Below are 22345 nucleotides of genomic sequence, written 5' to 3'. Positions count from 1 at the left end.
CAGTAATAAGATTATATGACCAAACAAAACGCTCCCTTATTTTCTATAATACTGGCTTTTCGCAATGAAGAAGATTTTCTCAAAGATTGCCTTGAATCGTTTGACAAGCAAACAATCGCTAAAGAAAAATGGGAAGTCATTTTAATTGATAGCTGCTCAACTGATACCTCAAGGGAAATAGCAGATAATTATATAAAGATGAATCGTAATAGCAGATTAATTAACAACCCCTTACAAAATTCCACTGCCGGTTGGAATGAAGGATTGAAAATTGCCAAAGGTAAGTATTTTTGTTTGGCGAGTGCTCATTCAATTACAGATAAGCATTATTTGTCAAAAGCAGAAAATTTTTTTAGAGAGAATAATGATATACAAGCATTAGGCGGGAAAATAACAAAAATCGGGCTTGGTAAATTATCGAAAAGTATCGCCGCTGCCACTAATACACCTTTTGCGATGGGAGGATCTTATTATAGGATTGGAGATAAACCAAAGAAAATAAACGTAATTGGAATTGGCATATACTTAAGAGATATCATTGATTCAATAGGAAAATTCAACTCAAGGATTCTACGTTCTGGCGACTGGGAATTTAACTATCGTGTTTGCTCGTATGGATATAATATGTTTTTTAATCCGGAACTTGTTGTGAAAGTATTTACCAGAGCAAATTATAAATCAATATTTATCCAGCAATTCAGAACCAGTTTCTGGAAAGTCAGAATCTGGGCGAAACATCCTCGTTCGCTGCTGCCTCGTCATATAATTCCAGCTCTATCTGTTCTTTGGTTAATACTTGTACCTATAATATTTAGCTTAAATAAACCGATATTGTCAGTTTGGATTCTATCGCTCTTATTATATCTTTTGATGGCAATATATAGCGCAATAAAAGCATCAAAGGAAGATGCGAAATGGTATTATGTTATGCCGACTTTTCCTATTATTCATATCGCTTACGGATTGGGGTTTATTACTGGAATGTTAAGATGGAGCAAATATCTATTAAAGAGTTTAACCAAAATAAAATTGCAGCCTAAATGAAAAATGAAAACAAAATCACCAATGCCTTCTCAGTCGATTTCGAAGACTGGTTTCAGTGTCTTGAGGTTATCCCGCTGTCGCAATGGGATAACTACGAGTACAGGATAGAAAACAATGCCCATAGAATACTCGACCTTTTAGATGAAGGCAATGTTAAAGCCACATTCTTTATCTTAGGTCATATCGCCGAAAAATTTCCACACTTGATTAAAGAAATTGATAAAAGAGGTCATTTTCTCGGGACTCATGGCTATTCACATAAGCAGGTTTATAAGCAGAACAAATCTGAATTCTCGGAAGAATTGAAAAAATCTATAGGCTTAGTTGCAGATATAACCGGTCGAAGATTGTATGGGTACAGAGCGCCTATTTTCTCGATAGTTGCCGAATCATTATGGGCGCTTGATATTCTTTTAGAACAGGGACTGATTTATGATTCGAGCATATTCCCGGTTTTAAATTATCGCTACGGTATCGTCTCAAACCAAAGATTTGTTCACAACCTGGCAACACCTGGCGGACAAAGTATTATCGAAATACCTATTGCGGCGGCAAAGTATTTTAGGGTGAATTTCCCGGTAGGCGGCGGCGCCTATCTGCGGATTTTTCCCTACAGCATTACTAAAGCCGGTTTAAAAAGTATCAATAGGGAAGGACATTCTTTTACTTTTTATGTCCATCCCTGGGAAATCGATCCAAGCCATCCCCGAATAGACTTGCCTTTCAGAATATCAGCCACTCATTATTTTAATCTTAAATCAACTTGTAATAAAATAACGAAATTAATGAAAGATTTTAAGTTTGGTCCTATCGAGGAAGCATTTTCGCAACAGCTTGGATTAAAATGAGAATATTTTTTATTACTACAAATGACAGAATATTTCTGCCTTTTTTCTTCGATAAAGTATTTTCAAATATTGACTATGAGATAGTCGGCGTGGCTGCGGCAGATGATCCCAATTTCAAGAAATTCCTTATAAACAGCTTCTCCTTTATGGGATTCCGGCTGTTTGCCTGCGAAGTTATTAATCAGGTCAAAGTTAGGCTATTAGATATTGCAAGGAAAATATTTACTCCCAATAGAAAGCATTCGATTCAATCTGTTTGCGGAAAATACAGCATACCATTTTCAAATATAACTAGAGTTAACACTAAAAGCTTCAGATCATTTCTGAAAAACCAGCAAATTGATGTTCTTGTTTCGGTTGCCTGTCCGCAAATTCTGAGAAAAAGGATTTTAAATATCCCTTCAAAGGCGGCAATTAATATTCATTATGCGCTATTGCCTCACTATCGGGGACAATATCCCTCGTTCTGGGTGTTGGCGCATGGAGAGGAATATACGGGCGTATCTGTGCATTATATGGTTGAAAAAGTTGATGCTGGCGATATCCTAATTCAATTAAAAGAAAAGATTACGCCTGATGATACGTTTTATTCACTTGTAAAAAGGCTAAAAACTACTATTGGTCCCAAAGCGCTTATAATGGCTTTAGATAAAATAAATAAAAACGACAGTTCAACTATCAAGAATAACCCTGATAATGGATCATATTTTTCATTTCCGACTAAAACTGATATGGCAGAATTTAAAAAACGAGGGCGCAAGTGGCGATAATCTCAAACCCGGCTGTCTTCCTCGACCGGGACGGGGTTATCATCCACGAGAAAGATTTTATTATAGACCCCGATAAACTTGAATTTATCCCCGGTTCGCTGGATGCCTTAAAACGGATACCTCCATCATATAAAAAGATTATTGTTTCCAACCAATCCGGCATCGGCAGAGGGTATTTCACAGCAAATCAGGTTGAGAGGTTTAATGATGTGTTGCTTGCCCGGATAAAAAAATATGGTGCATCTATCGATAAAATATATTATTGTCCTCATACGCCCGAAGATAACTGTAATTGCCGCAAGCCAAAACCCGGGTTGTTTGAGAAAGCTCGGCAGCAGTTTAATATTGATTTTAGCGGGTCATGGATGATCGGCGATAAAAGTTCCGACATCCGAGCCGGTAAAAATATCGGAGCGGCGACAATCCTGGTTTTAACCGGATACGGTGGGAAAGAGAGAAATTCCCTTGATGTCGCTGCCGATTATGTAGTAAATAATCTTTATGAAGCAGTGGAGATAATTAAATCATGACACCAAGAAAGAAAAAAACAGCTCTCGTAACCGGCGGCGCCGGTTTTATAGGTTCATTTTTATGTGAGGAATTGTTAGAACAAGGATACCGGGTATTTGCCGTAGACAACCTGTCAACCGGCAGCCTCGATAATATCAGACATCTAAAAAAAGACTCCAATTTTGAATTTGAAGTCGGCAACATTATGAGTAAAAAGCTGATGGAAAAACTCATTATTAATAGCGATTCCATATTTCATTTGGCGGCGGCTGTCGGGGTAAAACTCATTATTGAAAAACCGGTTGATACAATACAAACTAATATTATAGGCACCGAAGTTATTTTAAAACTTGCTAATAGATATAACAAGAAAGTACTAATAGCTTCGACTTCTGAAGTATATGGCAAGAGCGATAAAATTCCTTTTAAAGAGACCAACGATTCGGTTTATGGTCCCACTACTAAAAGCCGCTGGAGCTATGCTTGTTCGAAAGCAGTGGATGAATTTCTATCGCTTGCATATTACCATGAGAAAAAACTGAAAGCTGCCATTGTAAGGCTATTCAATACTATCGGCCCCCGTCAAACAGGCCAGTATGGCATGGTTGTGCCTACCTTTGTCAAGCAAGCGCTTCTCGGTCATGACATAACAGTTTTTGATGATGGCAAACAAACAAGAAGCTTTACCGATGTTAGAGATGTTATCGGAGCGCTTATTAAATTAATTAATAATGCCAATGCCTATGGCGAGGTCTTCAATATTGGCAACAATAATGAAGTTTCGATAAACCATTTGGCTGAACTGGTTAAAAAGATGACCGTAAGCTCATCGAAAGTTGTCCATATCCCTTATGATAAAGCGTATGAAAAAGGTTTTGAGGATATGCGCAAACGGGTGCCTGATATATCAAAGGCAAAATCTTTAATAGGATTTCAGCCAACAATAAAGCTGGAAGAATCAATAAAAGACATTATAGAATATCATAAAAAGTAATGGATATATTTTTAATATTTCTAATATCATTTTTCTTGTCTTTATTGCTGCATCCTATAGCGATATGGGTATCGAACAATTTGAATATATTTGATAATCCCTACCGTGACAATATTCATAATAAGCCAACTCCTGTTTTGGGAGGAATAGCTATTTGCCTGTCGATTTTTATTGTTATTATGATTGCCAGGTTTACCGGCATATATGAATGGCATAAACTGGATAGCGGCCTTTTTGTTGGCGGTGCTCTGATAGCTTTAGTTGGTTTTGTTGATGATAGATTCGGTATGAATCCGGTTATTAAATTAGTGGGGCAATTTATATCTGCCGGAATGTTCATTGTATTTATTGAATCTACAATGGGTATTTTCCATCCGCTTATAGAATTCGGCGGGCTTATTTTCTTTCTGGTAGTTATGATGAATGCTTTCAATATTCTCGATAACATGGATGGCGTTACCGGAAGTATGAGTTTTGCCGCAGGGTTGGCATTTTTAGCGGTTGCGATTCTTTCGCATGATAAAAATCTGGCATTAACAACTGCTGCCCTAATTGGCGCCGTATTAGGCTTTCTAAAATTCAATCTGCCTAGAGCAAAGATATTTATGGGCGATTCAGGAGCCATGTTTTTAGGGTTTATAATGGGTGCATTTGCTATTATATATATGACTAACAATAAATCATATTACCTTATGACAACTCCATTTTTGATTCTTAGCTATCCTATTTTTGATATTGCCTTGGTTAGCCTTTCCAGAATGCGGGAAAAACGAAACTTGTCTGTTGCTGCTCCCGACAGTTCGCCATATCGTCTTGCGCGCTGGATATTTTCCACTAAGAATGCTTATATTGCAGTATTTCTTATAAATTTAGTGATGGGTTTATTTGGCGTTATAACTTATGTCCTTAAAGATAATCAGATGTCGGTTCTTTTAATATTTATCGCCGGTCTTTCGCTCTCGGTTTTAGGGGTCCACTTGTATAGAAATTTTCTTCATTTTATCGAGCGAACAGTCTTTTTTGTAATCGATATTATTTCGATAAATCTTTCTTTCTATTTGCTATATTCTCTTAAATATAGCTGGGGGATTTTCAGTTATGAGGCATATATTCCATACAAGGAGATGTTCGCTCCGGCAATCTGGATTAGTCTGTTCTGGATTTTACTCTTTTCAGTTATGGGAATATATGAAATCCGTCCCGAGCGGCATTTTTCCGAATATACATTAGCTTTGCTCAAAGTTATCGGTCTGGGTATGGCTGGATTCATTTTACTCGTTGTTTTTCTCGAGGGTAATTTTGCTGTTTCAATACTGCCGGTTATTCTTTATGTTTTTATTTTCTTTGTTCTAAATTGCGTTTTTAGATACCCATCATTCTTAATAGTCCGCTGGTTATCGAATAGACCATCCCATAGACCGAGAGCCGCGATACTGATTAGAAATATCAATGCTAATCTGAATGAACTTATGGATTTAGCCAAGCAAAGATTCAGTGTGATTGGGTATATCTGCGCTAAACATCTCGGCGATGATTATTATAATCTAAATTACCTTGGCGATGAAAATACCCTAAGCAATACTATACGAAAAGAACGTTTGGAAAAAATAGTATTAGTTTGGCCTGAGGATGATTACAGCGATTTCATGCCAATCTTTCAGTCGTATTTTTTCCTTGAGAATCAGTTTCTTCTAATGGGTGAACCGCCTGATCCTTTTAAGGGTTTTAAAAAAATAAAACTTTATCGTCGGGGTTTTATAATGCCCCTAAAAGAGATATTGCGCACCTGGGAATGGATGGTTAAACGCGGTCTTGATATTTTTGCATCATCGTTAATACTGACTCTCTCAAGTCCTGTTTTTCTATTTCATTTCCTAATAGCTAAATTAAAAAACCAGCCTTTTTTAGTAAAAGTCAGTTTTTATGGAAGGGACGGCAACATGAAATACTGTTATGATTTCTACAAGCATGCTTCGAAATATTCCGGTTATGATAGAATCAAACTAAATATGCCGGCATTAATATCCGTATTTGAGGGCAGTCTTTCGCTTGTAGGAACATTGCCGCTTTCACAGGCAAGAGCAGCTAAAGATTCTATGAAGTTTCCGGGATTCTGGCGCAGAAAATTAGTTAAACCGGGAATATTTAGTATGGCTAATAATTGCAATGAAGATGAGTATTTTGAAAAAGAGTTGAAATATATGCAAAAAATGTCGATTTTATTAGATGTCTGGCTAATTTTTGTCGGTATTACTCAATACTTAATAAACTTGGTAAGGAAAAAAGACAATGTTGGATATGAAGTTTATTAGAGAGAATCCCAATTTAATTAAAAAAGCTGTTGCTGATAAAAATGAAAATAGTGATATCGATGCTATTCTCGAGCTTGATTCCCGGCGACGCGTTTTAATTGGAGAAAAGGAAACACTTGAGGCTAAAAGGAATAAAGTATCAAAAGAAATAGCCGCCGCTAAAAAACAAAAACAGGATGCCTCCGAACTGATTGCCGATATGCGTCGGGTGGGCGAAAAAATCTCCGAACAAACTGAAAAATTTCGGAATATCGAAAACCAGCTTCATGAAAAACTCCTTATGGTAACTAATATCCCCCACGACGATGTTCCGGTTGGCAAGGATGAAGCTGATAATAAAATCATCGAATATGTAGGAGAAAAAAAGGGATTCGATTTTAAGGTCAGGCCTCACTGGGAAATCGGCGAAATAATCGGCGCTTTAGATATTCCGCGCGGCGTTAAAGTGTCAGGTTCGGGTTTCTATGTTCTTAAAGGACCAGGCGCATTACTCGAAAGAGCGCTGATAAATTTCATGCTCGACCTTCATACTCAAAATCACGGCTATAAGGAAGTGATGATACCATATATTGCCGGTTCGCAGGCGATGATAGGTTCAGCCCAGCTTCCTAAACTTGCGGAGGATATGTACCATCTTCCGGATGATGATTTATATTTAATACCAACAGCCGAAGTGCCGGTAACCAACCTTCACGCCGGCGAAATATTAAAAGATGACGATCTGCCGATTTATTACTGCGCTTTTTCGCCCTGCTTCAGACGTGAAGCCGGCTCTTACGGAAAAGAGGTTAGAGGCATTACCCGGGTTCATCAATTCCATAAAGTTGAGATGGTGAAAATTGTTGAACCGGAAACATCATACGATGAACTGGAAAAGCTTTTAGATAATGCTAAAACGGTTCTGCAAAAACTTGAACTGCCATTCAGGGTAAGCCTTCTTTGCACAGGCGATTTATCATTTGCCGCCGCCAAATGCTATGACCTCGAAACTTATGCTCCGGGGATGGATGCCTGGCTGGAGGTTTCATCATGCTCGAATTTCGAGGCGTTTCAAGCCCGACGGATGAACTTGCGTTTCCGGCCTGAAAAAGGCGCCAAACCGGTATTTGCGCATACTCTTAATGGTTCAGGTTTAGCTTTGCCAAGAACTGTAATTGCGATATTAGAAAATTATCAGCAAGCTGATGGTTCTGTAGTTGTGCCTAAGGTTCTACGGCATTATATGCATGGCATGGAGCGAATAGAGCCAATTTGAGTTAAGGTTAAGGGTCTTTATTATGTCGATAAAAGGTTATTTAAGCTACTCAAAAATCCTGTCTGTCGGATTGGGTATTAGCATGGCGGCTATAATTTATATTTTCTTTTATTATAACCAAACTATAATCACGGGTTTAAAAAAGGATGCAGCCAGAGTAAGCCGCGCCTATGCCCGGTTGTGGCAATATGCCGCCACTGAAGCCACCAGCGGCTCTGAGATAAACTATATTTTCGAGGAAATTATCAAAAAAGCCAATTTTCCGATTATAGTAACTTCCGCCAATGGCACTCCAATGTACTGGACAGTGGATATACCTCAAGATGACACAACATCTGCGGCAAAAGTTAAATTGGAAAAATATTTGCAGGTGATGAGAGAGAAACATGAGGCAATCCCTATCTATTATGGTCCTGAAAAACTAATAATACATTATCTTTACTACGGCGATTCCAGGCTTATAAAGCAATTGCAGTATGTGCCAATTATCGAGGTGCTTGTAATCAGCATATTTATTTTAGTAGGGTATTTTGGTTTCCAAAACCTTAGACGCTCCGAACAGCGCTCTATCTGGGTTGGGATGGCTAAAGAGACAGCTCATCAATTAGGCACGCCGTTAACATCATTATTAGGCTGGGTTGAACTATTAAAACTCAAATATAAAAAAAGCGATTTTATTCTCCCCGATCAAAATGTAAAGGTCAACTTTGATGAAATCGTTTCCAGGATGCAGTCCGATTTACAGCGCCTCGATAGAGTAGCCACAAGGTTTGGACAGATAGGCTCTATTCCTGATTTTAAAACAAGCAATATTAATAAACTTATCAAAGAAGTTGTTTCTTATTATAGGTTAAGGCTGCCCGGCGGCGGAAATGGCGTAAAAATTATCGAACATTATGGCGACTTGCCGGATATAAAGATTAATCAAGAGCTAATAGGCTGGGTTTTCGAAAACTTAATAAAGAATTCTCTGGAAGCAGTCGATCCAAAGACAGGAAAAATATACATCGAAACCAGCTGCAAAGAAAAGAAAGTTATAATAAATTTTGCTGATAATGGGCGAGGAATCGAGCCGTCATATCAAAAAAGGATATTTGCTCCGGGATTTTCCACTCGCTTAAGAGGCTGGGGATTAGGGTTAACTTTAGCGAAACGGATTGTTGTAGAGTATCATAAAGGAAAAATATGCCTTGCTAAGAGCGAACCAGAAGTTAAAACAGAATTTATAATAGAATTGCCGGTGTAATATGGAAAAAATTATTTTATGGGTTGATGATGAAATCGACCTTCTGAAAGCGCACATCATTTTTTTAGAGGAGCACGGCTATAAGATCGATACTGCCTCCAATGGCGATGATGCTATCAATAAAGCGGCAAACGAGCATTTCGACCTTGTATTGCTCGATGAGATGATGCCCGTCCGAGATGGATTATCTACGCTTATCGAATTGAAAGATATTAGTCCGAATCTTCCGGTAATAATGGTTACCAAATCGGAGGAGGAGCGGCTGATGGAACAGGCGATAGGGCAAAAAATCGATGACTATTTAACCAAGCCGGTAAATCCAAGCCAGCTGCTTTCGGCCGTTAAAAAAATTCTCGACAAGAAGAGGATAGTCAAAGACCATATCATGCAAGAATTTGTGACAGAGTTCAACCGGATAAATACAATGCTTATGGGACCTATTGACTGGCAGGAATGGATTAATATCTATGTAAAATTATCAACCATGGACATCGAGTTGGAAGGTCATCGGGATATCGGCTTAAGACAATCGCTTCAGGATCAAAAACATCAATGTAACGCCGAGTTTGCCAATTATGTATTTAAAAACTACCTCAACTGGATTAAGGGCGAAGGACCGACTCTTTCTATTGACATTGTTAATAATTATTTAGTTCCTCATATCAAATCAAAAAAACGTGTAGTCTTTGTTGTTATTGACTGCATGCGGCTTGATCATTGGTTAACAATAGAACCGATTCTGGCGGAATATTTTCGTATCCAAAAAGAACATTATTATTCAATACTGCCCACGGCAACGCCATTTTCACGCAATGCTATATTCTCGGGTGAATTTCCTGACGTAGTAGCCAAACTGTACCCGGATGCATGGAAAACCAATTCATCGGAACATAGCCGCAATCGCAATGAACGTCAACTTCTTGAACGCCAGCTAAGTAAGCTTGGAGTCAAGCTGGATGGCGAAATGAGGTATGTTAAAGTGCTTGATTTTGACGAGGGACATAATCTGGCAAAAAAAATTAGAACCTATTCTAAAAATCCGCTTCTTTCCGTAGTTTATAATTTTGTCGATATACTTGCTCATGGCCGCAGCGAATCTGAGATACTCCAGGAAATTGCTCCTAATGAGGCTGCTTTCAGGTCATTGATGAAATCATGGTTTGTTCATTCGCATCTGTTTGAGCTATTAAGAAATCTCTCCGAAATGGATTGCACCGTGGTTATAACAACCGATCATGGCGCTGTTATGGGAACGCGCGGCGCTATAGTTTACGGCAAAAAAGATGCTTCATCTAACCTGCGCTACAAATACGGCGATAATCTTAATTGCGACCCTAAGCAAACATTTCTAATTAAAAATCCCAAGGAATATCATTTGCCAGTATGGGGTTTGGCCACAACCTATCTGTTTGCTCGTGAGGATTATTATTTTGTTTATCCAACCAATTATTCGCAATACCGACGGCAATACCGCAATAGTTTTCAACATGGCGGTATATCTATGGATGAGATGATTTTACCGGTTGTTACTTTAAATCCTAAATAGATTTAATTTTTCCTGGTTTTTCATTATATTAATACCGTGAAAGAGATTACTCATTCTGAAAAGCAAACTGAAGCTCTTGGTGAAAAGCTTGCGCGTAGTTTGAAACCCGGCGATTTCATTGCTCTTTATGGCCAGCTTGGCTCAGGCAAGACCGCTTTTACCAGAGGTTTATGCCGCGAACTGAAATGTATTGTCGATGTTTCAAGCCCGACATTTAATATTATAAATATTTACCCGGGCAAAATCGAGGTTTCTCATATTGATTTATATCGGGTAGACAATGACCTGCATGAACTTGGCTGGGATGAACTTGATAATTCGGAAAATATTACAATTATTGAATGGGCTGAAAAAGCAAAAAACTATTTGCCACAAATGCGTTTTGATGTTTACTTTACCATTATTGATTTGGAAACAAGGGAAATAGAAATCGAAAACAAACAATGATACTGGGAATTGATACATCGGGGAAAAATCTGGGACTGGCTCTTTGCAATGATGGGGAAATACTAAGCTCATCGCTGACAAGCCCGGGTTTAAGACACGGAGAAATTATCCAACAGATGACAGGCGATTTCCTGAAAGATTCAGGCGTCGGTTTTTCAGATATAACCGGCATATCGGTTGCTTTGGGACCCGGCTCTTTTACCGGCTTAAGGATAGGTCTTGCCGCCGCAAAAGGCTGCTCGTATGCCTCTCAAAACCAGCTTGCAGGTATTTCGACTCTTTTGGCCGGAGCATTTGAATTTGCTAATTGTGAGCGGAAAGTGGTTTCTATTATTGATGCCAGACGAGACGAGGTTTATTGGGCTGCTTTTGATTGCGCTGGCGATTTTCCCAAACGGCTTGTTCCGGACAGCGCCGCTTCGCTAAGCGATTTAAGGAAAATAACGGAAGATAACGCTATTTTTTCAGGACCGTCTCATTTGGCAGAGCGGTTTAAATCGGATGTTGGGTCTTATGAATATCGCAGCAATGATAAATACAATCTGGCAATTCCCGCCAGTGTAATAGGAGAAAAGGATATAAACAACGGCAAAAACCTGGATCTGGCATCCGCCGTTCCAATTTATATAAGGTCAGACTTTTAATTAGGGAAACTTACGGCTGTCAGGATTTCAAGCCTGATAGCTTGTAAAACCCAAAATTACTGGTGATGGAAATATTTTACAGAATGTGGTATTAGTAATAGGCATGAATAAAATGAAGATTGATATTGAAAAAATGAACGAAGAAGATATCGACCAGGTATATAAAATCGAGTCGGAAGTTTTTACCGACCCATGGTCCAAAAGAGCATTTTTGTCAGACTTGAAAAATGAATACGCTTATCCGTTGACAGCACATTTCGAGAACAAAGTAGCAGGTTATGCCTCGCTTTATATAGCGGCGGATGAAATTCAGATAGGCAATCTTGCAGTATCCCCGGATTACCATCAAAGAGGGATAGGAACTATGATAATGGAACACATCCTCAATCTGGCATCCGAATTAAAAACAAGGCTGCTGATTCTGGAAGTTAGACCATCTAATGAGGCAGCCTGCAAGCTGTATGTGAAGTTTGGTTTTAAAAAGGCAGGGCGCCGGAAGTATTATTACCATAAACCGGTTGAGGATGCTTTAATTATGATAAAAGGAATGGAATAATGGAATGGTTTCGTAAAAAATCTCGCGAATTGGAAAGAGGCGAGAAAAAAGAAATACCGGATGGTGTCTGGACAAAATGCAAAGGCTGCGGTGAAATTATAACAGTAGCCTCTCTTAGAAAAAATCATTCGGTATGCCCTAAGTGCGCTTACCATTTTCGGATAAACAGCAGCGAGTATATCAAATTGCTTCTTGATGATGGAGAGTTGGAAGAATATGACGCAGCTTTAACATCAGCCGACCCCCTTGGCTTCAAAGATTCTAAGAAATATACAGACAGAATTTCAGCCGCGCGAAAAAAAACAGGCTATAATGATGCGGTGATTGCGGGAATCGGTAAAATCAACAGTCATGCGGTTTCGTTTTCTATAATGGAGTTCAGTTTTATTGGCGGCTCGATGGGTTCGGTAGTTGGCGAAAAGATAGCCCGGGCGATGGAACGCTCTATCGATAGAACTATACCCTTGGTTATTGTATCAAGCTCCGGCGGCGCGCGCATGATGGAGGGGATACTTTCACTAATGCAGATGGCTAAAACGTCCGCCCTTTTAGCCCGGCTTGATAAACTGAAGATTCCTTATATATCGGTGTTGACCAATCCGACAACTGCCGGAGTTATGGCATCATACGCATCGCTTGGAGATATAATCATTGCCGAACCGCAGGCACTTTTGGGTTTTGCCGGTCCGAGAGTAATAGCTCAGACAATGGGAGGCGAATTGCCTCCGGGCTTTCAATCGTCGGAATTTTTTCTTGATCATGGTTTTTTAGATGCTATCGTCAATCGAGAGGATTTAAAGAAAACAATTTCTCTGCTTTTAGATTACATGCAGACGCCTGAATAGATGATGAAATATAAAGAAGTGTTGGAATACCTGTTCCAGCTTGAACGAATGGGTATAAAACTGGGTTTGGAAACCACTAATAAAATTCTGGCGTATATAGGGGACCCTCATAAATCATATCCGACTATTCATATAGCCGGCACTAACGGCAAAGGCAGCACAGCGGCAATTATTGAAAGCATTCTATCTAATTCCGGCTATCGTGTCGGTTTATATACATCGCCGCATCTAGTTGACTTTCGAGAGCGAATCAGAATTAGCGGCCGTTATATCAGCCGAAAGTATGTTGCTGATTTTTTTAATGATGTCCGGGAGAAATTTCAGCTATTTAATCCTACTTTTTTTGAGGCGACTACAGCTTTGGCTTTTTCTTATTTCCGCGATGAGAAAGTCGATCTGGCGATAATCGAAACCGGTATGGGCGGACGTTTTGACTCCACCAATATTCTCAAGCCGCTGGCGTCGGTTATTACTAATATCGAAAAAGAACACACTCGTCATCTGGGTACCGATTTGGACAAGATTGCTTTTGAAAAAGCCGGCATTATTAAAAATGGCGTGCCTGTTGTTACGGCTATAAAAAATTATGAAGCCCTGCGAGTAATCCGTCAGATATGCCGGAAAAGAAAAGCTAAATTAGTATCGATTTTTGATGAGACCCAGTGGGTAATTAAGGAAGCTACCGAACGGAAGACGGAGTTGGATATATTTACCCGTTCGGCAAAATATTACAATCTCAGGTTATCCCTGCCAGGCCATCACCAACTCGAAAACGCCGTATGCGGATTAGTCGCCGCAGAGTATGGCGAACCGATAGGCATTAAAGTTACCCCTACCGGCGCCGCTCTCGGTTTCAGAAATCTTAATTGGCCGGGAAGATTGCAGAGATTATCAAAACAACCTGAAGTAATATTAGATGTTGGGCATAATCCGGCCGCTATAAAAACCCTGTTCGAATACTTCAAGGAATTCTATCCCGACCGTCATATTATTGCCGTATTTGGAATTCTTTCCGATAAGGATTCCAACCTGATGCTGATAGAACTTAACCGCTTTGCCAAGGTTATTATAATTACCAAACCGATAACTGATAAAGCCGCCGATACGGAAATATTAGCCCGTCAGGCATCGCATCTCACCAGCAATTTCCAGATTATTCCGCATGTTGACAAAGCTTACGAGGCCGCATTAAACCATGCGAAGCCCGATGGTGTAGTTTTGGTAACAGGTTCGCATTATACAGTGGGAGAGGTTTTGTCATATACGGGATATTTTGAGGATTAAATGAAATTCAAACTCGTTTCAGATTATAAACCATCAGGCGATCAGCCCCAGGCTATTGAACAATTAATAAAAGGTTTTAATCAAAACAAGAAATTTCAGACGCTTTTAGGGGTTACCGGCTCGGGCAAAACTTTCACTATTGCCAATGTTATCGCCAAATTGGGATTGCCAACCTTAGTATTCTCTCACAATAAAACTCTGGCTGCCCAGCTTTATGGCGAACTGAAAGGATTTTTCCCGGAGAACGCAGTAGAGTTTTTCATTAGCTATTATGATTATTACCAGCCGGAGGCTTATATACCGTCTACCGATACTTTCATCGAGAAAGATACATCCATTAATGATGATATAGACCGCCTTCGACTGCGGGCAACCTCATCATTGCTGGAGCGCCGCGATGTTATCATTGTTGCCTCAGTGTCGTGTATTTATGGCCTTGGTTCCCCTGAAGACTACAAGAAAATGATGCTGTTATTAGTCGCCGGGGAATCATACCCTCGCGATTCACTTTTGAGACATTTAATTAAAATGCAGTACAATAGAAATGATATCGAATTCGGCCGGGGCAGTTTCAGAGTTCGCGGCGATATTGTCGAGGTTCATCCCGCCTATGATGATGTTGGCGTACGCATCGATTATTTTGGTGATGAGATTGAAAAAATAACCTTAGTCAATTTGATAGATGGCCACGTTATAGAACATAAAGAACGCCATGTTATCTATCCGGCGCGGCATTTCGTTATGGAGCATGATAACATTCTAAAAGCGATTAAAAGCATTGAGGACGAGCTTGAGGAAAGGCTCGATTATTTCAGGAAAAACGGTAAACTATTGGAAGCGCAGCGTCTGGCTTCCCGAACCAGATATGATATCGAAATGATGAAGGAACTGGGATACTGCAGCGGTATCGAAAATTATTCGATGCATCTGTCGGGGCGAGCGCCGGGACAGAAGCCCTATACGCTTTTCGACTTTTTTCCGAAAGATTACCTTTTAGTGGTTGATGAGTCCCATCAAACTATACCGCAAGTCAGGGGTATGTACCGCGGCGACCGTTCCCGCAAGGAGACATTGGTTGAGCATGGTTTCCGCCTGCTGTCTGCGCTGGAGAATCGGCCGTACTTTTTCGAGGAGTTTGAATCGACAATCAACAAAGCAATTTTTATCTCGGCAACTCCGGCAGAATATGAGATTGAGCGTTCCGGCGGCGAAGTAGTTGAACAAATTATCCGTCCGACCGGCTTAATCGACCCAATTATTGAAGTGCGGCCGCTGGAGACGCAGGTTGATGACCTGATAGCGGAAATAAGAAAAGCCGCTGCCGAGGGCTGCCGTGTGCTGGTTACAACATTAACCAAGAGAATGGCGGAGGATCTTACCGACTATTTAGCTAATCTTTCTATTAGAGTGCGGTATCTGCATTCGGAAATCGATGCTATCGACAGGGTGGAAATACTGCGCGACCTTCGGCTGGCTCAGTTCGATGTCTTAGTTGGCATAAACCTTCTCCGCGAGGGACTCGATTTGCCGGAAGTATCTTTAGTCGCTATCCTTGACGCCGATAAAGAGGGGTTTTTACGGTCGGAGCGTTCGCTTATTCAAACAGCGGGCAGAGCCGCCCGCAACCGGGCAGGCAAGGTGATTTTTTACGCCGATAAAATCACCAACTCGATGCAAAAAACTATCGATGAAACGAAACGCAGACGTAAAATACAAATACAATATAACCAAGACCACGGTATCGTGCCGGAGACTATTTATAAATCACGCGAGGATATATTAAAAACCACTTCGTTTGCCGATTCTAAGACAATCGAGCCGGAGATGGATATCAACAAAGAGGTTGATGCCGTTGCCAAGCTTGAGCTTGAAGATAAGCTGGCGCATTTTATGAAAATGATGAACAAGGCGGCTAAACGATTCGAATTTGAAAAAGCAGCAATGCTTCGTGATGAGATTGCCAAACTTAAAAAAAGTATAAAAAGTAAGAAATAAAATGCAGCTATGATTGTAATAGTATTGTGATGGTGTTTATAAATCACTCTTATGAACGGTTTGATTTTATGCCTGTTGTCGGAATACAAACATTTAAAAATGTGCTAAGGAAAAGTTTATTATGAGAACCGGTTTGATTATAATTTCAGCGCTGCTAAGTATGCTAATTTATACCTGTGATAAGCCAATATCTCAGCAGGAGGCAACAGATCAGGAAGCGATTTTTAATGTTGTCGTTATCGATAATTACCGTCTTAGCTCCTTGGAGATTTTTCATTCCAATACAACAATTCCTGATACGATGGCTTATATTGAAGAGCCGGACACGTTAAATCCCATTTTTTGGCATGATATTGTTGATACTGAAGAGGAATTCGATGTTAACATCAACCCCGAACCGGTCGAAACCGAATACGGAAGCTTTTATCAAGCTAGCGTGGATTACTCGAAAACCCGGACAGGTATCTTCAATCTGATGAGATATAATAACGAAACCGATAGTCTTGAAAGATTCTCGCTGGAGTTTTCTCTTCAGGGAGAAAGAGAGGCGGTCTGCCAGCAGTGGGGAAGTGTGGGAGGTTCCAGAAGAGGCTGGAGATTAATAGAAATCAGCGATGCCGAATTTAGTTCATCGGGTTCCGGATCGTTTAACCTCGACTCACTATATTATCATGCCGATTCTAATGGCGATTCGGTTTTTTCTGTTAGGTCCCGAGAGCTTGATAGTATTCCTGATTTTGATATTGGCGAACAAGTGAAGCTAAATTTTGATTATGAACCCGAAACCAATCTGCTTTTAATTTATATCCCTAATAATGATTATTTTTACAGGCTGGCTAATATTCATGATGCTGTTGGGGGAGGATATGAGGTTACATTTAATATGCCCTCCAAAGAATTATACGGTCAGTTGAAGTTTTTAACGATAAATCTCGATGAGATTACCGAGCGCTATAAAGCCAGGGGATATAGCTATAATTATCATACGGAATAATTGATAATCGCTCATGATGCAGCACCTCGTAGGGGCGTCCGCCTCAGGCGGATACGCCTTCTTTTTGCTGGTTGACAAGCGCTGCTTGGCAACTAAATTTAGTGGCTGGTGTACATCCCCGTGCACCAATTTTAGAAAAATTGGGCAAACGTCCTTCATTAAAAAAACTTGCAGAGCAAATGCCATTTTTATATACTCACTTGTCATGGATATGCAGGGAAAGATAGAAGAATTTAATATTCCCGATGTTTTTAAAACGATTGCCTCAGACCAAAGGGGCGGAACCCTCGGAATCATCAGGGGCGGCAAGTCGGCTTTATTGTATTTTGATAATGGGCAACTGACCTATGCTTTTTCACCAAACAATAATAACCGTCTCGGTGAAAGACTTATCGCTAAGAACATTATAGACAAAAACGCGCTTGAAAAATCAATCATTACGCAAAAAAACCAAGACAGTCAAAATCGTATCGGGAAAATTCTTATTGAGAATAAACATATCGATGAAAAGCAGTTAAAGGATTCTCTAATCGAACAGGTTGCGGATATTGCTTTTCAGGTGATGACCTGGCATAGCGGCGTATATAAATTCTATGATGGCAAGTTCCCTACCGAAGAGGACATGGTTTTCTCCTTGCCAACCGAAAACATTATTTCGGAAGGCATCAAACGAACGGATGAACTCAGACAATTAAGTGAAAAACTTCCCGATTTTTCTGCATTCTTGAAGCTGAAAACGATTCCTCGAGAAAGCGAAGTCGAACTTAAATTAACCGCTGAGCAATGGAATATCTTAGCCTGTTGTGATGGCCGCCATAATATTCATAAGATGCTAAACGAATCAGATGTCGACCCTATTACGATTCTTCGAACGCTAATTAAATTTATAGATGATGATTTAATCGCAATATCTTTTGAAACAGCAAGCGAAAAAAGCGAAGCCGATTATTCCAAATTAGAACTGCAGATTGATACCCTATCAGATTTACTCAGAAAGTTTCTGGCGGAGGGCTGATATGTCATCATCAAGACAAGAACTTCTAATAAAACTCGACAAGCTTGCTGGGGATTTTTTAAAGGCTTATGCGGTCAAAAGGCTCGACCAATTAGAATCATCCGAGCAGATTGCTTCCCTTAGAAAAATATCATTTGGCGAAAAAAAGCAATCCGTAAAATTAGACAATAGGTTCAAAGCGCTGCAAAACTGGTTTGAAAAAACCGCGCCGCGCCTTAAGAAAAAGTCTTTCGGTAGAGAAATGATTAACACTATTTCAGAGTGTGCAGACAAAATCGGCTCATACTGCGCCGGCGATGTCGATTTCGATGGCCAGCGTTCAACTCTGTTCGACCGTAAGCAGGCAGCCAGAGTAGCTTTGATGGCTAATGCGTTTCTAAAAGAAACCTGTGAGAGTTCAGGATATGAATATTCACCGATGGGTATGAAACTTTACAGACTTCCCGAAACAGCTAAATTGAAGGCTGTTGAACTATCGGCAGAAAAAAAATATCCTAATGACAGAAACTTAAGACCATTAATAGAAAAGAATGACATCAAAGAGAAATTTCGCGATAGCCTGAAATATCAGCTGGATTATTTAGACCAGTATCGCGGCACGGATATCCATCTTTTCACGATTCTTGATAATCTATTTCACATACTTGAGAATAATTCCGATACTAAAATTAACCATCTGGCAGGCAGTATGTTATACTTTATGAATATCAACAATTACAAGACCGCGCCTTATATGCGGTGGTTAAAAAAAATAAACAGGCAAAACAGTGAACAATGAGGATTTAAAAAAAGCTTACAATCTCATTGCTTTTGGGGAGTTCTATCAGGCTTTAGAACAATTTGAAGAATCGGCAGAAATCGCTGCCAATTCTGATAAAATCGTAATCGAAACCTTAAAATTAAAAAAAGAATTGCAAAAATATCTTTCCCTAAAAGCATTTTAGTATTATATTGTATCATTAGAACTGGAGGAAACGATGGCAAAAAAACAAACCTTTGCAGATAAGGCGAAAAAATTAAAAAATGTCAAAACTTGCAGTGTATGCAATTCACCGATAATCCCGACTTTATTTTTAATTCCAAATAAATCGGATAATGGTTTTTATAAGTATAAAAAGAATATGGTTAATATCTGCAAATGCAACCACAAGGAATATTACGGATAGCCGTAATTAAAAGTCATTTCATAAGCTATGAAGACCTGCCTGGTGTAATCAGGCAGGTTTTTTTCTTTAATACTTTGTGATAAAAGTTGCAAAATATATTGATTAATAATATTCTGCTACTTATATTGCAGTCAAAATAATCCCGTTAAACTGGAGGATTTATGTCAAAAATAGAAGTGGACATTCAAAGATGCAAGGGTTGTGAACTCTGTATTGCCGCTTGTCCGGAAGAAGTAATAGCATTATCTAAAACTTTCGCCGCTTCCGGGTATTACCCGGCAACAATGGTAAGACCGGATGACTGCACGGGTTGCAAGTTATGCGCGTATGTTTGTCCGGATGTGGCTATTGAAGTATGGAAATGAGGTGAGTATGGCTGAAAGAAAATTAATGAAAGGCAACGAGGCTTTGGCGGAAGGTGCGGTAAGAGCCGGCTGTCGGTTTTTTTCCGGATATCCGATTACACCTCAAAACGAAGTTCCCGAATATATGTCTTGGCGTTTGCCGGAAGTTCATGGGACTTTTATTCAGGCAGAAAGCGAAGTAGCGGCGATTAATATGCTTTATGGCGCATCAGCCTGCGGCATTCGGACGATGACATCGTCATCAAGCCCCGGCATATCGCTTAAGCAGGAAGGTATTTCATATTGCGCTGGTGCTCGTTTGCCGATTTTTTATGCAAATGTGGTTAGAGGAGGTCCGGGATTGGGAAATATCGCGCCAGCACAGAGCGATTATTTTCAGTCAACTCGCGGTGGCGGTCATGGTGATTACCGCGTTTTCTGCATGGCTCCGGGTTCCGTATCGGAACTGGCTAATTTCCCAAGAATTTGTTACGATGTCGCTTTTAAGTATCGCATACCATCAATGTTGTTAGCTGACGGTCTTTTAGGGCAGATGATGGAGCCAGTCGAATTCGATTTTGATCCCATTGACCCAAAAATTCTAACAGAACCAGATTGGGTGCTGGGTATAAATAAAGGCCGCACTAGAAGAGTAGTTCGTTCTTATGATCTCGCTCCCGGTAAAATGGAAGAATTCAACTTTGAGCTCGAAAAGGTTTTTAATGAAATTGAGGAAAATGAAGTAAGGTATGAATCTATTAATACCGATGATGCCGAATTAATATTAACTGCCTACGGCACAGCCGCCAGGGTTTGCAAATCGGCAATGACTTTAGCCCGTAAAGAGGGGATGAAAGTCGGCCTTTTGCGTCCAATTACCGTCTGGCCATTTCCTAAGGAAGCATTCTCAGAACTAGCTGATAGAGTAAAGTCTTTCTTCGTGCTCGAAATGAGCCTTGGTCAGTATGTCGAGGATGTCCAATTGTCGGTTTTGGGTAAAGCTAAAATTAACCTTCACAAACGTCCTGCAGGCGGTATTCCTACCACAGAGGAAGTTTTTGAACTTGTAAAGAAAATAATGGGGAAAGATTGAGAATCTGTCTCAATTATGGTAAGATAATAAAACTATTGGAGATAGATATGAAAAAAGTATTTGAAAGAACAAAAGGGCTAACCGAGATCCCAATGCGCTATTGCCCCGGTTGCGGTCATGGCATTGTTCATCGGTTGGTTGCGGAAGTGCTTGTTGAGATGGATTTGATAGATAAAGCGCTGGCTATTGCTCCGGTGGGCTGTTCGGTTTTTGCCGATGAATATTTTAATTGCGATGCTATCCAGGGACCGCACGGACGCGGACCTGCTATTGCTACCGGCATGAAAAGAGTCAAACCTGAGTGCTGCGTTTTTTCATACCAGGGTGATGGCGACCTGGCATCGATTGGAATGGCCGAAACAATTCACTCCGCCAATCGAGCTGAGAATATCACCCTTATCTTTATCAATAACGCTATCTATGGCATGACTGGCGGACAGATGGCTCCAACAACGCTTTTGGGAATGAAAGCCACAACCTGCCCCGCCGGACGAACTGTTGAAACAAATGGCTATCCTTTTAAAATGTGCGAGCTTTTATCTACACTTGATGGAGCTGTTTATCTTGAAAGAACTTCTGTTCATGCACCTGCTAATGTGATAAAGACTAAAAAAGCTATTAAGAAAGCTTTTACCTACCAAATGGAGGGTCGAGGGTTTTCAATGGTTGAAGTGCTTTCACAATGTCCGACCGATTGGGCTATGACGCCGCTTAAAGCTATTGAACGAGTAAAAAACGAGATGATTCCGTATTTCCCATTGGGCATATACAAATCGCCCGACCCAAAAGCTAGAATCGTTTCCGCGAAGGTAGGAGGTTGATGATATGTATCAGGGTGTAATTATGGCTGGTTTCGGCGGGCAAGGTGTTATTTCCGGCGGCATATTGATGGCTTATTCGGGAATGATTGATGATAAAAATGTTACCTTTTTCCCTGCCTATGGTGCTGAGATGCGAGGCGGCACTGCCAACTGCTCGGTGGTTATATCAACCGATGAGGTTGCTTCGCCGGTGGTGGCATATCCGGATTCTATTCTTATTATGAACGAACCGTCATTGGCCAAATTTGAACCAGCGTTAAAATCCGATGGCATTCTTTTTCTCAATTCATCGCTGGTTGATTCACGCTCGAAACGTGATGATGTCGAGACTATTGAGATACCGGCTAATTCAATCGCCGAGGAATTGGGCAATATCAAGTGTGCCAACATGGTGATGGTTGGAGCGTTTGTTAAGAAAACCGGTGCTATTGATATTGAGGCTGTGAAAAAATCAATCGGCAAGGTTTACATTCGTGCCAACGAGACAATCCTTGAGATGAACCGCAAGGCAATCCAGCGCGGCGCCGATTTGGTTTCGTAATATCTTTACAGACTTACATAAAGGGCGTCCGTCTTAGGCGGATGCCCTTTTGTTTTGTAATAAAACCTATTGAAA

The 22345-nt window shown here is 40.3% G+C and carries 24 protein-coding genes; all 24 read left to right on the top strand.

The annotated features are described in order from the left end of the window. The first annotated feature begins 15 nt into the window (after positions 1-15). The 24 genes from J7K40_13300 to J7K40_13185 all read left to right on the top strand — a co-directional run bounded on the left by J7K40_13300 (position 16) and on the right by J7K40_13185 (position 22270). Positions 16-1044, top strand: a complete 1029-nt coding sequence (locus J7K40_13300) for a glycosyltransferase (GenBank protein ID MCD6163370.1) — start codon at positions 16-18, stop codon at positions 1042-1044. Beyond that, positions 1041-1892 (top strand): DUF3473 domain-containing protein, encoded by an 852-nt coding sequence (locus J7K40_13295; protein ID MCD6163369.1) that lies wholly within the window; start codon positions 1041-1043, stop codon positions 1890-1892. The genes J7K40_13300 and J7K40_13295 overlap by 4 nt, the downstream gene beginning before the upstream one ends. After that, positions 1889-2662, top strand: a complete 774-nt coding sequence (locus J7K40_13290) for a hypothetical protein (GenBank protein MCD6163368.1) — start codon at positions 1889-1891, stop codon at positions 2660-2662. The genes J7K40_13295 and J7K40_13290 overlap by 4 nt, the downstream gene beginning before the upstream one ends. Continuing rightward, on the top strand, positions 2653-3192 hold the full coding sequence (gene gmhB / locus J7K40_13285) for a D-glycero-beta-D-manno-heptose 1,7-bisphosphate 7-phosphatase (GenBank protein MCD6163367.1): 540 nt from the start codon (positions 2653-2655) through the stop codon (positions 3190-3192). Before J7K40_13290 ends, gmhB begins: the two co-directional genes overlap by 10 nt. Then, complete coding sequence (locus J7K40_13280; protein ID MCD6163366.1) at positions 3189-4166, top strand: GDP-mannose 4,6-dehydratase; 978 nt, start codon at positions 3189-3191, stop codon at positions 4164-4166. Before gmhB ends, J7K40_13280 begins: the two co-directional genes overlap by 4 nt. An 80-nt stretch (positions 4167-4246) precedes the next feature. Beyond that, positions 4247-6478, top strand: a complete 2232-nt coding sequence (locus J7K40_13275; GenBank protein MCD6163365.1) for a sugar transferase — start codon at positions 4247-4249, stop codon at positions 6476-6478. Further along, entirely contained in the window at positions 6456-7733 is a 1278-nt protein-coding gene (gene serS / locus J7K40_13270) for a serine--tRNA ligase (protein ID MCD6163364.1), read from the top strand. Before J7K40_13275 ends, serS begins: the two co-directional genes overlap by 23 nt. A 22-nt stretch (positions 7734-7755) precedes the next feature. Then, positions 7756-8979: a HAMP domain-containing histidine kinase gene (locus tag J7K40_13265; protein ID MCD6163363.1), complete on the top strand. Its 1224-nt coding sequence runs from the start codon at positions 7756-7758 to the stop codon at positions 8977-8979. A 1-nt stretch (position 8980) separates the two neighbouring features. After that, on the top strand, positions 8981-10525 hold the full coding sequence (locus tag J7K40_13260; protein ID MCD6163362.1) for a response regulator: 1545 nt from the start codon (positions 8981-8983) through the stop codon (positions 10523-10525). Positions 10526-10561: 36 nt separating this feature from the next. After that, a complete protein-coding gene (tsaE, locus tag J7K40_13255; GenBank protein ID MCD6163361.1) occupies positions 10562-10972 on the top strand; it encodes a tRNA (adenosine(37)-N6)-threonylcarbamoyltransferase complex ATPase subunit type 1 TsaE in 411 nt (136 codons plus the stop codon). Beyond that, on the top strand, positions 10969-11616 hold the full coding sequence (gene tsaB / locus J7K40_13250; protein ID MCD6163360.1) for a tRNA (adenosine(37)-N6)-threonylcarbamoyltransferase complex dimerization subunit type 1 TsaB: 648 nt from the start codon (positions 10969-10971) through the stop codon (positions 11614-11616). The genes tsaE and tsaB overlap by 4 nt, the downstream gene beginning before the upstream one ends. 103 nt (positions 11617-11719) lie before the next feature. Then, complete coding sequence (rimI, locus tag J7K40_13245; protein MCD6163359.1) at positions 11720-12172, top strand: ribosomal protein S18-alanine N-acetyltransferase; 453 nt, start codon at positions 11720-11722, stop codon at positions 12170-12172. Continuing rightward, entirely contained in the window at positions 12172-13017 is an 846-nt protein-coding gene (locus tag J7K40_13240) for an acetyl-CoA carboxylase carboxyltransferase subunit beta (protein ID MCD6163358.1), read from the top strand. The genes rimI and J7K40_13240 overlap by 1 nt, the downstream gene beginning before the upstream one ends. Beyond that, entirely contained in the window at positions 13018-14301 is a 1284-nt protein-coding gene (locus J7K40_13235; protein MCD6163357.1) for a bifunctional folylpolyglutamate synthase/dihydrofolate synthase, read from the top strand. Beyond that, on the top strand, positions 14302-16296 hold the full coding sequence (gene uvrB / locus J7K40_13230; GenBank protein ID MCD6163356.1) for an excinuclease ABC subunit UvrB: 1995 nt from the start codon (positions 14302-14304) through the stop codon (positions 16294-16296). A gap of 121 nt (positions 16297-16417) precedes the next feature. Then, positions 16418-17290, top strand: coding sequence for a hypothetical protein (locus J7K40_13225; protein ID MCD6163355.1), 873 nt, complete (start codon positions 16418-16420; stop codon positions 17288-17290). A gap of 205 nt (positions 17291-17495) precedes the next feature. Continuing rightward, complete coding sequence (locus tag J7K40_13220) at positions 17496-18305, top strand: DUF4388 domain-containing protein (GenBank protein MCD6163354.1); 810 nt, start codon at positions 17496-17498, stop codon at positions 18303-18305. 1 nt (position 18306) lies between these two features. Next, on the top strand, positions 18307-19083 hold the full coding sequence (locus J7K40_13215) for a hypothetical protein (GenBank protein ID MCD6163353.1): 777 nt from the start codon (positions 18307-18309) through the stop codon (positions 19081-19083). Continuing rightward, positions 19073-19249: a hypothetical protein gene (locus J7K40_13210; GenBank protein ID MCD6163352.1), complete on the top strand. Its 177-nt coding sequence runs from the start codon at positions 19073-19075 to the stop codon at positions 19247-19249. The genes J7K40_13215 and J7K40_13210 overlap by 11 nt, the downstream gene beginning before the upstream one ends. A 33-nt stretch (positions 19250-19282) precedes the next feature. Continuing rightward, positions 19283-19471, top strand: coding sequence for a hypothetical protein (locus tag J7K40_13205; GenBank protein MCD6163351.1), 189 nt, complete (start codon positions 19283-19285; stop codon positions 19469-19471). 161 nt (positions 19472-19632) lie between these two features. Beyond that, entirely contained in the window at positions 19633-19836 is a 204-nt protein-coding gene (locus J7K40_13200) for a 4Fe-4S binding protein (protein MCD6163350.1), read from the top strand. Positions 19837-19843: 7 nt separating this feature from the next. Then, on the top strand, positions 19844-20908 hold the full coding sequence (vorB, locus tag J7K40_13195; GenBank protein MCD6163349.1) for a 3-methyl-2-oxobutanoate dehydrogenase subunit VorB: 1065 nt from the start codon (positions 19844-19846) through the stop codon (positions 20906-20908). 47 nt (positions 20909-20955) lie between these two features. Continuing rightward, positions 20956-21729 (top strand): hypothetical protein, encoded by a 774-nt coding sequence (locus tag J7K40_13190; GenBank protein MCD6163348.1) that lies wholly within the window; start codon positions 20956-20958, stop codon positions 21727-21729. Between the two features lie 4 nt (positions 21730-21733). Next, positions 21734-22270, top strand: coding sequence for a 2-oxoacid:acceptor oxidoreductase family protein (locus J7K40_13185; protein MCD6163347.1), 537 nt, complete (start codon positions 21734-21736; stop codon positions 22268-22270). The last annotated feature ends 75 nt before the right edge of the window (positions 22271-22345 follow it).

The sequence above is a fragment of the Candidatus Zixiibacteriota bacterium genome, assembly GCA_021159005.1.
GTDB lineage: Bacteria > Zixibacteria > MSB-5A5 > UBA10806 > 4484-95 > JAGGSN01.
The sequence above is the reverse complement of the archived record's forward strand: the minus strand, read 5'-3'. Positions and strand labels throughout refer to the sequence as shown.

Bases quoted from the DNA above. Each gene is read 5' to 3' on its own strand.
- J7K40_13240 (MCD6163358.1), top strand. From the start codon at position 12,172: ATGGAATGGTTTCGTAAAAAATCTCGCGAATTGGAAAGAGGCGAGAAA.
- J7K40_13290 (MCD6163368.1), top strand. From the start codon at position 1,889: ATGAGAATATTTTTTATTACTACAAATGACAGAATATTTCTGCCTTTT.
- J7K40_13265 (MCD6163363.1), top strand. From the start codon at position 7,756: ATGTCGATAAAAGGTTATTTAAGCTACTCAAAAATCCTGTCTGTCGGA.
- vorB (MCD6163349.1), top strand. From the start codon at position 19,844: ATGGCTGAAAGAAAATTAATGAAAGGCAACGAGGCTTTGGCGGAAGGT.
- J7K40_13215 (MCD6163353.1), top strand. From the start codon at position 18,307: ATGTCATCATCAAGACAAGAACTTCTAATAAAACTCGACAAGCTTGCT.
- J7K40_13300 (MCD6163370.1), top strand. From the start codon at position 16: ATGACCAAACAAAACGCTCCCTTATTTTCTATAATACTGGCTTTTCGC.
- J7K40_13280 (MCD6163366.1), top strand. From the start codon at position 3,189: ATGACACCAAGAAAGAAAAAAACAGCTCTCGTAACCGGCGGCGCCGGT.
- J7K40_13225 (MCD6163355.1), top strand. From the start codon at position 16,418: ATGAGAACCGGTTTGATTATAATTTCAGCGCTGCTAAGTATGCTAATT.
- tsaB (MCD6163360.1), top strand. From the start codon at position 10,969: ATGATACTGGGAATTGATACATCGGGGAAAAATCTGGGACTGGCTCTT.
- J7K40_13295 (MCD6163369.1), top strand. From the start codon at position 1,041: ATGAAAAATGAAAACAAAATCACCAATGCCTTCTCAGTCGATTTCGAA.
- J7K40_13190 (MCD6163348.1), top strand. From the start codon at position 20,956: ATGAAAAAAGTATTTGAAAGAACAAAAGGGCTAACCGAGATCCCAATG.
- J7K40_13220 (MCD6163354.1), top strand. From the start codon at position 17,496: ATGGATATGCAGGGAAAGATAGAAGAATTTAATATTCCCGATGTTTTT.
- uvrB (MCD6163356.1), top strand. From the start codon at position 14,302: ATGAAATTCAAACTCGTTTCAGATTATAAACCATCAGGCGATCAGCCC.
- rimI (MCD6163359.1), top strand. From the start codon at position 11,720: ATGAATAAAATGAAGATTGATATTGAAAAAATGAACGAAGAAGATATC.
- J7K40_13185 (MCD6163347.1), top strand. From the start codon at position 21,734: ATGTATCAGGGTGTAATTATGGCTGGTTTCGGCGGGCAAGGTGTTATT.
- J7K40_13235 (MCD6163357.1), top strand. From the start codon at position 13,018: ATGATGAAATATAAAGAAGTGTTGGAATACCTGTTCCAGCTTGAACGA.
- J7K40_13260 (MCD6163362.1), top strand. From the start codon at position 8,981: ATGGAAAAAATTATTTTATGGGTTGATGATGAAATCGACCTTCTGAAA.
- J7K40_13200 (MCD6163350.1), top strand. From the start codon at position 19,633: ATGTCAAAAATAGAAGTGGACATTCAAAGATGCAAGGGTTGTGAACTC.
- serS (MCD6163364.1), top strand. From the start codon at position 6,456: ATGTTGGATATGAAGTTTATTAGAGAGAATCCCAATTTAATTAAAAAA.
- J7K40_13205 (MCD6163351.1), top strand. From the start codon at position 19,283: ATGGCAAAAAAACAAACCTTTGCAGATAAGGCGAAAAAATTAAAAAAT.